The sequence below is a fragment of the Bacillus sp. FSL L8-0099 genome (genome assembly GCF_038006385.1).
GTDB lineage: Bacteria > Bacillota > Bacilli > Bacillales > Bacillaceae_G > Bacillus_A > Bacillus_A toyonensis.
This window is the reverse complement of sequence record NZ_JBBOVC010000001.1, coordinates 4207295-4219479: the sequence shown is the minus strand read 5'-3', so window position 1 is coordinate 4219479 and position 12185 is coordinate 4207295. Positions and strand designations below refer to the sequence as shown.

Sequence of the window (12185 nt, the reverse complement as noted above, 5' to 3'; positions counted from 1 at the left end):
GCTTTGTTCGTTAAGAGGGCGGTATGAAAGGGCGGAAACAAATTGAAAAAAGGAATCATTTGTTTCGTGTTTTCTAGTGTATTACTTAGCTCATGTTCATTTCAGCAAACGATGCAAGAAGAAAAAACATTTGTGGGAACAACAGGTGGGGCTACAGATCGCGTTACGGATCCGATTCCGTTAAAAGAACTTCCAAAATATTTTCCGGCGAAATTTAAAGTTCCTACCTTTTTACCGTATGACATTACGAGTGATGTGTTGGGTGAAGTAAGAACGATTGAAAAGAAGAATGCTGTCTTAACGATTAAATATAAACAACAGGAGCAAGGTAGACATGAGTATATTGAGCTAACTGTTGCAAATTTCCCTTACAGTTTTCCGGATTTTGTAGAAGAAAAGCGATTTCAAGAACAAATGAAATTGAATAATGGAGCGTCTGCTTATTTTAAAAATAAAGATGACTTCGAGAGAGGAGAGGAATTTGCTACGCTTCTATGGAAAGAAAAGGGGATTGAATATCAGTTATTATATCGTAATGTAGAAGAGAACGATGCAGATGTAATAAAAAAGAATCTATATTACATTGCAAACAATATGAAATAAAAAACTAACTGCAGCATGCAGCTAGTTTTTGTATGTTATTTCTTTTTAATTTTACCTGTCCAAGATTTAAATCCACCTTGTAATTGGTAGAAATCTTTGTAACCTTGTTTTTTTAAGTATTGAGCTGCACGGCCTGTACGGAATCCGCTTTGGCAGTATAAGTAAACAGGTTGATCTTGGCGAAGTTCTTTATGACGAAGGCGAATTTGTGATAACGGAATGTTACGTGCACCTAAAATGTGCCCTGCGTTATATTCGTCTGCTTCGCGAATATCGATAAGCTGTGCTTTACGGTAGCCAGCGCGAAATTCTTCTTCTGTAAGAGTTTTAATTAATTTTTTCTGATAGAAATACATCCATACAGTGTAACCGATGAACGCTACGATTACGGCTAATAAAATAATCCAAGTTGTTGACACGGTTCTATCGCTCCCTTTTTTCTTATCCTACTTTCAATATTATAATGCCCATATGTATTTATGCAACAGATTCATTTGTATATAAGGAGAAATTTCGTATTCTTTCACAAATTTTGTCGAATTTGGTAGACTAGAGAATGTGAAAAATAATTGGTTATATGAGGTGTAGGATGGGAAAAGAAAAATGGTGTTATATTAACTCTGGTCAATGTTCACCAGCGTTTAATATGGCGTTAGACGAATGTTTATTAAATTGGCAAAGTGAAAAGAAGATGCAACCAACAATTCGTTTTTATGAATGGGAAGTACCAACATTAACAGTCGGGTATTTCCAGCGTGTTGAAAAAGATATAAATATGGATGTAGTTAACGAAAAGAAATATGGGTTCGTTCGTCGTCAAACAGGCGGCAGGGGTGTACTACATGACAAAGAATTAACGTACAGTGTTATTGTGTCTGAAGATCATCCAAATATGCCAAAAACAGTTACGGAAGCATACCGCGTTATTTCGCAAGGCTTATTGGACGGTTTTAAGGCATTAGGATTAGAAGCGTATTATGCAGTTCCGAAAACAGAGGCGGATCGTGAGAATTTAAAAAATCCGCGTTCAGGAGTATGTTTTGATGCGCCATCTTGGTATGAAATTGTAGTTGAAGGAAGAAAAATCGCAGGTAGTGCTCAAACACGTCAAAAAGGTGTTATTTTACAGCACGGATCGATTCCGTTAGAAATAGATTTAGACGAACTATACGACCTATTTTTATTCCCAAATGAACGTGTGAAAGAACGTATGAAAAGTATGTTTTCTTCTAAAGCGGTAGCAATTAATAAATTGACAGACCGTACATTTACGATCGAACAGTTAATTAAAGCGTTCGAGGTTGGGTTTGAAAAAGGATTGGATATAGAGCTTGTGCCATATGAATTAACAGAAGAACAGTTACATGAAGTTCAAACGTTAGCAAAAGAAAAGTATGAAAGTAAGGAATGGAATTATAAAAAATAAGAGATGGCGATTGCCATCTCTTATTTTTTTATAGTAAATTAAGTACTTTTTCTACTTTGATTCCTTTATCTTGTAAAGAACGAAGGCGATTTACAACGTCCATAATTTCTTTGTCGAATGTAACGCTAATACCTTGGCTTTGTAGTTCTTCTTTTAAGCCTTCAATAGAATCATCTATGTCGATGCCAAGCTCGTAATCTTGACAAACTTCAATTGTCTTTTTCACGAGTTTCACATAATTTTCTTGTAGTTTTGAATTTGTTTCAGTCAAAGCAGGTTGTTTCGGTTTTGCTGGAGCAACCGGTACTGTCTCTGGCTTTGTAACTGAAGTAGGGACTACTTTTTTCACAGGTGCTGGAGTAGTTAGTTCTACAGCTGCTTCTACGCTTACTGGCTTCGGCGTCGGTACCGGAGTAGGCTTAGGGGCCATAGCAGGTGTTTCTACACGCGTAATAGGTTTAGGAGCAGGTGTAACTGCTTTTGGAGCTTCTACAACTACTTCTTTTTTCGGTGTGGCTTCTACCGGTGTTTCTTCTTGACCAGCAGCCTCTTTATTTTCTTTACTCCACATAACGCGTTCTATTTCTAGAGAAACATTGTTTTTGTTCATCGCTGATAATGTAACTTTACCAACTTCAGCGTTTCCAGTGAAATCAACAATTTTATAAATAACACTCTTGTTCCAATCCACGTTTCCGCTCAAAAATAATTCTTCGTTACATTTCGGCGTTAAGCCCTCGATTTTAATTTCTGCGTTTACACCGTTTTCACTGTATACCATAATTAGCGAAGCATTTACATCTTCGTCTGCTAACATTAGTTCACGTACCATTTTGCCGGTGCGTACTTGCGTTTTCTTCTTAACTGACATCTAATTTCTCCTCTCAAAAATTCAGTAATAATAAAAAAATCGTATAACGAAAAATAATTGCTCACGAAGATTTATGATACCGATAATAAAAGCATCACGTCAACAATTAACTTTAATTATTTTGCATTTTTCTTATTTTCTTTATGAAATTTTTCAATTTGTAAAATTAGACAGAAGAAAAACAGCCTTTTGAAAGGCTGTTAAAAATTTGATTTTTTGTATAGTAATTTATATAAAATGAAAAATAAGATAGCAATTAAGGCGTTTTGCCAAAAGGTTAGGTGGTAAATGAGATAAGGTTGCTTTTTAAAATAAATATTTAAGAATACAGCTGAACAAAATGGAGTAGCAAAAGCGATACCAAATAGAATTCGTCTTTTCCAATTCATCTTTTGATTAAAGGAGTAACGCTTTAGTAAATATAAAATAAGTAGGATTCCTAGTACAATTAGTGAAACAGACAAAGTGGTTCCCAGGATACTAAAAGGTGGACTTATTATTTCGGTTTTCTTTTCAAAAAAGAAAATGAAAAGAGAAGCAATGGCGTCCATTCCAAACTGTATAGCAAGAAGTAAGCTAATAACAAAACCGATTAAAGAAGTTTTTTCTAACTTTGTTTGAGCTGGTAAAGCCGATATGAGTTCATCACAATAAGATTGTAAGTCATTGCCGAAAATATCATAAGCATTTTTATTTTCTCTTTGTGCTTCGATGAGATGATCTAATATTTCTAATAATAGTTCTTCTACTTGTTGTTCAGGTACGTTAGATAACCGAAGATATACTAGCATATCGCCATAAGAAGCTTCGTTTTCAAATGTTAGAAGTTTGCGTTTTTTGTTGTTCAATTCAATCATGTCTTGCGTATTCATCCCTATCACTCTCCCTGTAATAAGTTGTTCACCGTTGTCGAAACCATTCCCCAGCTTTGTTTAAATTCTTCAAGCTGTTCTATTCCTTTATCGGTTACATGATAATATTTTCGCTTTGGACCGAGTGAGGAAGCTTTTAATGTTCCTTCAATTAGCCTCTCTTTTTGCATACGTAACAATAACGGATATATGCTTCCTTCGCTGACAAATGTAAAGCCGTATTTATTTAATTTTGTACTCAGCTCATATCCATACACTTCTTCTTGCGAAATGATGTATAGGATGCAACCTTCGAGTACACCTTTTAACATTTTGCTATGCATGATTTCCCCACCTTTTATTCAGGTAACTTGCCTTGCAACGCAAGTTACTGAAGTGGAAAACTTTAATGCGTTTTAATTTTTCCGTGTTCTCCATACTAACGAGAGGAGGGAAGTATATGAAACCGTTTATGCCAAAACTTGTTTACTTTGAACCGAAGGCACTCGAATATCCACTTGGAAAAGAGCTGTATGAGAAGTTTACGAAGATGGGATTAGAAATTCGTGAAACGACATCCCATAATCAAATTAGAAATTTGCCAGGTGAAAATGATTTGCAAAAGTATCGCAATGCAAAGGCAACGCTTGTCGTTGGGGTGAGGAAGACATTAAAGTTTGATACGTCAAAGCCGTCAGCTGAATATGCAATTCCGCTTGCAACAGGGTGTATGGGACATTGCCATTATTGTTATTTGCAAACGACCCTTGGTAGTAAACCTTACGTTCGTGTATATGTGAATCTAGATGAAATATTTGAGAAGGCACAGCAATATATGGATGAAAGGGCACCAGAAATAACAAGATTTGAAGCGGCGTGTACATCAGATATCGTTGGAATTGATCATTTAACGCATGCTTTAAAGCGAACGATCGAATTTATGGGAGAAAGTGAGCATGGGCGTTTACGTTTCGTTACGAAATATTCGCACGTTGATCATTTATTAGATGCAAAGCATAATGGGAAAACGCGTTTTCGATTTAGCATTAATTCACGTTATGTGATTAAAAATTTTGAACCGGGGACATCGCCGTTCGAAGAGAGAATTGAGGCTGCTCGTAAAGTGGCAGGGGCTAATTATCCACTTGGCTTTATAGTTGCGCCACTTTATATGCATGAAGGATGGGAAGAGGGGTATCGTGAATTGTTTGAGAGATTATACAATGCCTTGAAAGATATGGTGATACCAAATTTAACGTTTGAATTAATTCAGCATCGCTTTACGAAGCCGGCAAAAAAGGTCATTCAAGCGCGTTATCCGAATACGAAACTTGAAATGGACGAAGAGAAGCGGAAATATAAATGGGGACGATACGGTATTGGGAAATACGTCTATAAAAAAGATGATGCAGAAGTATTGGAGGAAACGATTCGAGGATATATTCGTCACTTTTTTCCTGACGCAGAAATTCAATATTTCACATGAAAGGAACTTGTATTTGATTGCGGGTTCTTTTCTCTTTTGCAGATTTAGGCTCGTTTCTACCTTGTCACGTTATTCTTTCTGGTGTATCATTTTATTGATTGCTTCGTTCGGAATAAGCAAAATGAAATTGGATGGAGGAAACCGATGCCTACCCCTAGTATGGAAGATTATATTGAACAAATTTATTTGTTGATTGATGAAAAGGGTTATGCCCGCGTATCTGATATTGCTGAAGCGCTTAGTGTACATCCATCCTCTGTAACAAAAATGGTGCAAAAATTAGACAAAGATGAATATCTAATTTATGAAAAATATAGAGGGCTTGTATTAACATCAAAAGGTAAAAAAATCGGAGAACGTCTCGTATATCGTCATGACTTGCTAGAGCAGTTTATGCGTATTATTGGTTTGGATGAAAGCAAGATTTACAATGATGTTGAAGGGATTGAACATCATTTAAGTTGGGAAGCAATTGACCGTATCGGTGATTTAGTACAATATTTTGAACAAGATGAGGTTCGAGTAGAAACACTTCGTGGTGTTCAAAAAGCAAATGAAGAGAAAAGTAATTAAGGGGAACGGATGGCGTTTCCTTTTTTATTTCAATCGAAAAGGACGGGAGAATTATGAAAGCAATTATTTTTGATTTTGATGGATTAATTGTGGACACAGAAACAATATGGTTTCACTCTTTCAGAGATGCTGTTCGTGAGTACGGCGGAGAGTTACCTTTAGAGGAATTTGCGAAATGTATTGGAACGACAGATAATGTACTTTATGCATATTTAAAGGAACAATTAAAAGAAAAGTTTAACGAGCGTGCACTAAAAGAAAAGGTGACGACTTTACATAAAGAGAAAATGAAAATACCAGAAGCGCGTGATGGGGTAAAAGAATATTTAGAAGAAGCGAAAGAAATGGGATTGAAAATCGCATTAGCTTCTAGTTCATCTAGAGAATGGGTTGTTCGTTTTTTAGAAGATCTACAGATTCGAGATTATTTTGAAGTAATTAAAACGAGAGAAGATGTTGAGAAGGTAAAACCAGATCCAGCACTTTATCGAATTGCAATAGAGGAATTAGGAATTGAACCATCAGAAGCTGTTGTATTTGAAGACTCATTAAATGGATTGAAAGCAGCGGTTGCGGCAGGATTAAAATGCGTCGTTGTTCCAAATGATGTGACAAGAAATTTACCATTTGAAAATCATCACCTTCGAATTGAAAGTATGATAGATAAAACTTTGAAAGAAGTGCTTGAAAGTATAAAGAAAGACCGTATTTCCTAAAAGGAAGCACGGTCTTTCTTTTTGTTCTTTTTACCTTCAATGACAGTTAAATGAGATTGTTTTCTTTTTCGTTTCAACGATGGAGAATTACCCTTTTTGCCCTTGTCATCAGAAGTATTTCGTTTCAAGAATGAATTGCTTAGGGGTGCTACATTTTGTTTCCCATGTTTGCGGTTCGATTGTTTTGCAGCGCGCTTATATGAGCTTTGCGAATTTGCAGAACCACTGGAATTAGTAAACATCTTGTATAGCAAGTAAAAGATACCGACAACAAGTAACATATACCCGATATTTCTTAATACACCCATTGGATTTGTAATTACAGATGAAACAAGGCCGAATATTGCTAATCCAATTATAAGCACAAATATAGCGAAAGTAAACGAACGACCGTTCATAAGGAACACCTCCTAAAAACATATATTAAAATTAGTATATTAACGATGAGGAGAGGAGTTGAACACCATTTTTAAATAATTATTGTTTGTTTTCTAAACGTAATAATTCTTCAAACGATGCAATAGCTACTTCCACTTGATCATCTGTTGGTTCTTTCGTTGTTAATAGTTGCAGCCATAATCCGGGATATCCAAGTATGCGTAATACAGGAATGTCTCGCAATCGATTCGTAAATTGTAGTACTTCAAACGAAATGCCGAGAACGACTGGAATTAATAAAATTCGGTTTATTACTCGTGCCCAAAGTGGATCTGTAGGAACGAGGAAATAAACAAACATTCCAATAATGACTGTAAATATAATAAAGCTACTACCACATCTATAATGGAGGCGGGTTTGCTTTTGGACGTTTTCTACAGTCATAGGAAGATTATTCTCATAAGCATTAATTACTTTATGCTCTGCACCGTGATACTGAAATACCCGTTTAATAAGTGGGGTTAAAGAAATAAAGTATATATAGCTCAATAGTAGCATGAGCTTAATGACACTTTCGACAATGATTTGCCCTGTATGAGATGGGAAAATCGGTCTCGTTAATTCAGCTAATAGTGCAGGAACTGCTGTGAAAATGACTTTACCGAATATGAAAGATAAAACGCCAACTGCTGCAACTCCTAATACCATCGTTAATTTTGATTGTTCTTCTTTTTTATTTGCAATTTGTTCATCATCTTCTGGGTGGACATCAAATCGTTCTGAAGCGAAGTTTAAATGCTTTGCTCCATTCGCACTTGCGTCCACAATGGCGGCAATACCTCGTAAAAATGGAATTTTTTTTAGGATAGATAATGCTTTATTACGAACGCGTGGTAATCGATAAAATTCAATCGATTTATCTTTACGACGAACCGCTGTAACAGTATATTCTCTACCGCCAAACATAACTCCTTCTATGACTGCTTGCCCGCCATATATTTGTTTTGACTCTTCTGCCATGTTAACACCAACCTGTATTTGTTTCTCTCTTATGTAGAAAAAGAGGCAATTGTCATACTGGGTTCTGTCGTTTTGAAATAAGACAATCACCGAGTTTCCTTTATTTTATCGACAAATACAAGTATATGACAAGAGAAAATGTTACGAGAGTCGGACATTTCTTATTCTTTTTATAGACAAATTTCGCAGTATTTAAACATGCTTCAAAATAGTTTCGGGCATACTATTGAGCGGAGGTGTTGATGTGAGTCAAGAACAATTAGGAACAAGGAATTATGTGCAAATCGGTTTGTTTGGTGGAATTTTTTGGGGAGGAATATGGTATTTCCTTCATATATTTTCATTCACGGAAGCGGGACCTAATTATTTACTGTTACCATTTGCGTTTGGGAGTTGGAAAGAAGGGATATGGGGCAATCTGTCAGGAATTGTTTGCATGGGACTTCTTTCAATCTTGATTTCCTTTTTATATAAAGCGTTTTTGGCGAAATTTGAAGGAATCATTCCAGGGATTATTTATGGGCTATTTTGGTGGGCGTTACTGTTTTTCGGAATGGGTTTAATGGCACCTGTTATTAAAAGTGCGTTCAATTTGCCGAAAGAGACGATTGTGACGACAATATGTATTTTTATATTGTATGGTGTGTTTATTGCATACTCTGTTTCTTACGCAGTAAATAGTAATAAAGCGGAGCAAGAAGGAGAAGAGAAGACGAACTATTCAAATAAGTAACTCCTATGTTAAAATGTTGTATAGATATTTAATATTAAGGAGTTTTAAGAATATGAAAAAGTTACTCCTCGTAAACGGTCCTAACTTAAATCGCCTCGGTGTTCGTGAGGTAAATGTATATGGAAAGGGCACGTTAGCGACACTTGAAGCAGATATGAAGCAAGAAGCAAAAACAATGGGAGTGGAGTTAGAATGTTTCCAATCGAATCATGAAGGTGCGATTATCGATCGTCTTCATGAGGCTGAAGATATATATGAAGGGATCATTTTAAATCCTGGAGCATTTACGCATTATAGCTATGCAATTCGAGATGCAATTGCGAGCATTTCGATTCCTGTTATTGAAGTACATATCTCTAACATTCACCAGCGTGAATCGTTCCGTCACGAATCTGTGACGGCGGCTGTTTGTGCAGGACAAATTGTTGGATTTGGTTTTTATGGCTATAAGTTAGCGTTATTTGCATTAATGGAGAAATTAAGGGAGGCATAAAGTCATGGAGAAAATCGAAAGATTAAGAAGCGCATTTGCTGAGGCTGGTATCGACGGTATTTTATTAACAAATGAACATAGTCGTAGATACATGGCTAACTTCACTGGAACAGCTGGGGTTGTACTTATTTCAAAAGAGCGTGCTCAATTTATTACGGATTTTCGTTATGTAGAGCAGGCTAGTAAACAAGCTGTTGGATATGAAATCGTGCAGCATGCAGGATTAATTATTGATGAAGTTGCAAAGCAAGTGAAAGAACTTGGAATTCAAAAGCTTGGCTTTGAGCAGGATACTCTTACATATAGCTCTTACGTAACGTATAATGAGGCGATCGAAGCTGAATTTATCCCGACTTCTGGGCTTGTAGAAAAGTTACGCTTGATAAAGACTGATTCAGAGATTAAGATATTAAAGGAAGCTGCACAGATTGCAGATGCTGCCTTTGAGCATATTCTATCATTCATTCGCCCGGGAGTATCTGAAATTGAAGTGTCAAATGAACTTGAATTTTTCATGAGAAAACAAGGAGCAACATCTTCTTCGTTTGATATTATCGTTGCTTCAGGTCTTCGTTCGGCATTACCGCACGGCGTGGCATCTGAAAAAGTGATAGAAACAGGAGATTTCGTTACATTAGACTTCGGCGCTTATTACAAAGGGTATTGTTCTGATATTACTCGTACAATTGCAGTCGGTGAACCATCTGATAAATTAAAAGAAATTTATAATGTCGTTTTAGAAGCACAATTACGTGGTGTAAACGGTATTAAAGCTGGTTTAACAGGCCGCGAGGCAGATGCATTAACGCGTGATTACATAACGGAAAAAGGATATGGTGAATACTTTGGACACTCTACTGGTCATGGAATCGGCCTTGAAATCCATGAAGCGCCAGGTTTAGCGTTCCGTTCTGATACAGTACTTGAACCAGGTATGGCTGTAACAGTAGAACCAGGTATTTATATTCCAGGTATTGGCGGCGTACGTATTGAAGATGATATCATTGTAACGAGTGAAGGTAATGAAGTAATTACGAAATCACCAAAAGAACTTATTATTTTGTAATACACAGGAGGATTTTTTTACATGATTTCAGTAAACGATTTTCGTACAGGTTTAACAATTTCAGTGGACAATGCCCTTTGGCAAGTACTTGATTTCCAACACGTAAAGCCAGGTAAAGGTGCTGCATTCGTTCGTTCTAAACTACGTAACCTTCGCACAGGTTCTGTTCAAGAGAAAACATTCCGTGCAGGTGAAAAAGTAGAAAAAGCACACATCGAAAACCGTCGTATGCAATACTTATACGCGAGCGGTGAGGCTCATGTATTTATGGATAACGGAACTTATGAGCAAATCGAACTTGGTGAAAACCAAATCGAGCGCGAATTAAAATTCCTAAAAGAAAACATGGAAGTATCTATTATGACATACCAAGGTGAAGTACTTGGTGTTGAACTTCCGAACACAGTTGAATTAAAAGTTACAGAAACAGAGCCTGGTATTAAAGGTGACACAGCTTCTAACGTAACAAAACCAGCTACATTAGAAACTGGTCTTGTTGTACAAGTACCAATCTTCATTAACGAAGGCGAAATGCTTATCATCAACACTGGTGAAGGTAAATACGTTTCTCGTGCATAGTAAAAAAGCACTCGTGATTATCACGAGTGCTTTTTTATAGAAAATAGGGCATATAGTAAATTGCGGTGACAACAAAACTAACTAAAACAAGTGAAAGAGTACCCGCTATATATGGTGTGAAAATGAATTGAAATGGTTTTATTTCACCAGTCTCAACACCAGTTAATGTTTTACTTATTGCGTGATCTGTAATGTTATTTCTATGGTTACTCATAATAATTAACCACATAATTGCAAATATTGCTAGACTGCCAAGGAAAAAGGTCTCTATAAATGACCAACCGACCAATAATGAAAAAAGATAAATAAGAGCTAATTCTACTACAATTGTTAAACTAATTTTCAAAACCTTCATATTTTCCCCCCTCATTTTGTACGTCCAGCCAATTTAAAAATTTCTTACGCGATACGACATGCAGTACGCAAGGTGATTTTACTTCTTTCTCCAGTGCAGCATGTTCGCCTGGAAACTTGTTTTTCACATGCAATGAAATGTAAGGTAGTTTTTCTTGTGCTTTTAACGAGCGAATGTTAGTCGTTTTAGCACCAGTGAATACGTATGTAAGTTGTAAGTCTAAAAAAGCGATTTTAAAGATTTCTTTTTTAGCTGCCTCATTATACCCTTTACCCCAATATGGATAGCCAAGCCAACTACCAATGTGAGATTGTTTCTTCCCATAATTAATATGTTTAAGTGTGGTGAGGCCAAGTATTTCATTCTCTTCATTTACAATCATTCTCGATAAAGACTTCTTTTGGCGCTCTTCTTCTATTGCAAAAAGAAGAAATGCTTTCGTGTCTTCGACTTTTTCTACCTGTATTCCTAATGCATTTTTTACGTGTGGTTCACTTGATAGCTCAAAAAGCACATTTGCATAGCGTAAATCAAGTGGTAATAAAGTAACGTGCTGCATCGTCTATACCCCTTTTAAATTAAATATACCATAATATACCATTAAAAAACACAAATATTCAGATTTAAATAAAGGTGTTAGAGAAAAATTATGTTTTTACTTCTGAAATAGACAACCTCTGCATATGGTTGTACAAATATATTCTTTTTTGGAATGTAGAATTCGTAACCGTTACGGGAGAAGGTGGGAGAATGAAACAGTGGCTAGCGGCAATGGAAACATCCGTGCTCGTAATGGGGTTACTTCGGTTGTTTTCGGGTAGCGCGGAAATATTCGCCGCTTTGCTTATGCTTTACGTGAATGATGCGAAGAAAGCATTGTTTATAAATGGTATGTTGGCGTTTGTTGGACCGACCGTATTAATTTTAACAATGACAATAGGCATAGCGAGTGTAGCGAGCGAAATTTCTTTCTTGAAACTCTTTTTTCTGGCACTTGGAATTGGCTGCATTTTTATCGCATTGTTGAAATAGTAA

Annotated in this window: 18 protein-coding genes; 10 read left to right on the top strand and 8 right to left on the bottom strand. The window is 36.3% G+C overall.

All coding sequences use genetic code 11. From position 1 onward, the window contains the following. The first annotated feature begins 66 nt into the window (after positions 1–66). Positions 67–603 carry a hypothetical protein gene (locus tag MHH42_RS21370; RefSeq protein WP_002048959.1) on the top strand — a complete coding sequence of 179 codons (537 nt, stop codon included), beginning with the start codon at positions 67–69 and terminating at the stop codon, positions 601–603. 35 nt (positions 604–638) lie between these two features. Here the strand turns inward: MHH42_RS21370 and MHH42_RS21365 are convergent, their stop codons facing one another. Then, entirely contained in the window at positions 639–1022 is a 384-nt protein-coding gene (locus tag MHH42_RS21365) for a rhodanese-like domain-containing protein (RefSeq protein WP_000108653.1), read from the bottom strand. 170 nt (positions 1023–1192) lie between these two features. Between MHH42_RS21365 and MHH42_RS21360 the strand changes: the two genes are divergently transcribed. Beyond that, a complete protein-coding gene (locus tag MHH42_RS21360) occupies positions 1193–2029 on the top strand; it encodes a lipoate--protein ligase family protein (protein ID WP_000514090.1) in 837 nt (278 codons plus the stop codon). Between the two features lie 28 nt (positions 2030–2057). Here MHH42_RS21360 and MHH42_RS21355 read toward each other — a convergent pair whose 3' ends face one another. From MHH42_RS21355 to MHH42_RS21345, 3 genes are all read right to left on the bottom strand, one after another. Next, a complete protein-coding gene (locus MHH42_RS21355; RefSeq protein WP_000111888.1) occupies positions 2058–2900 on the bottom strand; it encodes a hypothetical protein in 843 nt (280 codons plus the stop codon). A 200-nt stretch (positions 2901–3100) separates the two neighbouring features. Next, entirely contained in the window at positions 3101–3772 is a 672-nt protein-coding gene (locus MHH42_RS21350) for a DUF1129 family protein (RefSeq protein ID WP_141498671.1), read from the bottom strand. Positions 3773–3777: 5 nt separating this feature from the next. Beyond that, positions 3778–4095: a PadR family transcriptional regulator gene (locus MHH42_RS21345; RefSeq protein ID WP_340894063.1), complete on the bottom strand. Its 318-nt coding sequence runs from the start codon at positions 4093–4095 to the stop codon at positions 3778–3780. Positions 4096–4211: 116 nt separating this feature from the next. On the opposite strand from MHH42_RS21345, the gene splB reads away from it, so the two are divergent. The 3 genes from splB to MHH42_RS21330 all read left to right on the top strand — a co-directional run bounded on the left by splB (position 4212) and on the right by MHH42_RS21330 (position 6526). Beyond that, the gene (gene splB / locus MHH42_RS21340) at positions 4212–5237 is read left to right on the top strand and encodes a spore photoproduct lyase (protein WP_000802126.1); all 1026 of its coding nucleotides are present in this window, start codon (positions 4212–4214) and stop codon (positions 5235–5237) included. A 144-nt stretch (positions 5238–5381) separates the two neighbouring features. Beyond that, positions 5382–5810, top strand: coding sequence for a transcriptional regulator MntR (gene mntR, locus MHH42_RS21335; RefSeq protein ID WP_001143071.1), 429 nt, complete (start codon positions 5382–5384; stop codon positions 5808–5810). Between the two features lie 53 nt (positions 5811–5863). Beyond that, a complete protein-coding gene (locus MHH42_RS21330; protein ID WP_000643926.1) occupies positions 5864–6526 on the top strand; it encodes an HAD family hydrolase in 663 nt (220 codons plus the stop codon). Here MHH42_RS21330 and MHH42_RS21325 read toward each other — a convergent pair. Continuing rightward, the gene (locus MHH42_RS21325) at positions 6523–6924 is read right to left on the bottom strand and encodes an SA1362 family protein (RefSeq protein WP_001014465.1); all 402 of its coding nucleotides are present in this window, start codon (positions 6922–6924) and stop codon (positions 6523–6525) included. The genes MHH42_RS21330 and MHH42_RS21325 overlap by 4 nt on opposite strands. A gap of 79 nt (positions 6925–7003) precedes the next feature. Next, the gene (locus tag MHH42_RS21320; protein ID WP_000797102.1) at positions 7004–7924 is read right to left on the bottom strand and encodes a DUF1385 domain-containing protein; all 921 of its coding nucleotides are present in this window, start codon (positions 7922–7924) and stop codon (positions 7004–7006) included. Between the two features lie 244 nt (positions 7925–8168). Here MHH42_RS21320 and MHH42_RS21315 point away from each other — a divergent pair, with 244 nt between their 5' ends. From MHH42_RS21315 to efp, 4 genes are read left to right on the top strand one after another with little or no spacing between them, the layout of a single operon-like run. Next, the gene (locus tag MHH42_RS21315; protein WP_000076902.1) at positions 8169–8657 is read left to right on the top strand and encodes a YqhR family membrane protein; all 489 of its coding nucleotides are present in this window, start codon (positions 8169–8171) and stop codon (positions 8655–8657) included. Between the two features lie 52 nt (positions 8658–8709). Beyond that, positions 8710–9150 carry a type II 3-dehydroquinate dehydratase gene (gene aroQ / locus MHH42_RS21310; RefSeq protein ID WP_000735144.1) on the top strand — a complete coding sequence of 147 codons (441 nt, stop codon included), beginning with the start codon at positions 8710–8712 and terminating at the stop codon, positions 9148–9150. A gap of 4 nt (positions 9151–9154) precedes the next feature. Next, positions 9155–10216 carry a Xaa-Pro dipeptidase gene (gene pepQ / locus MHH42_RS21305; RefSeq protein WP_070173768.1) on the top strand — a complete coding sequence of 354 codons (1062 nt, stop codon included), beginning with the start codon at positions 9155–9157 and terminating at the stop codon, positions 10214–10216. A gap of 21 nt (positions 10217–10237) precedes the next feature. Beyond that, on the top strand, positions 10238–10795 hold the full coding sequence (gene efp / locus MHH42_RS21300) for an elongation factor P (protein WP_000626519.1): 558 nt from the start codon (positions 10238–10240) through the stop codon (positions 10793–10795). A 34-nt stretch (positions 10796–10829) separates the two neighbouring features. Here the strand turns inward: efp and MHH42_RS21295 are convergent, their stop codons facing one another. Both MHH42_RS21295 and MHH42_RS21290 read right to left on the bottom strand, forming a co-directional pair. Then, positions 10830–11150, bottom strand: a complete 321-nt coding sequence (locus MHH42_RS21295; protein WP_000866179.1) for a hypothetical protein — start codon at positions 11148–11150, stop codon at positions 10830–10832. Beyond that, positions 11131–11709, bottom strand: a complete 579-nt coding sequence (locus MHH42_RS21290; protein ID WP_001164998.1) for a GNAT family N-acetyltransferase — start codon at positions 11707–11709, stop codon at positions 11131–11133. Before MHH42_RS21290 ends, MHH42_RS21295 begins: the two co-directional genes overlap by 20 nt. Positions 11710–11900: 191 nt before the next feature. Between MHH42_RS21290 and MHH42_RS21285 the strand changes: the two genes are divergently transcribed. Further along, positions 11901–12182 (top strand): YqhV family protein, encoded by a 282-nt coding sequence (locus MHH42_RS21285; RefSeq protein WP_000816054.1) that lies wholly within the window; start codon positions 11901–11903, stop codon positions 12180–12182. Positions 12183–12185 lie beyond the last annotated feature (3 nt).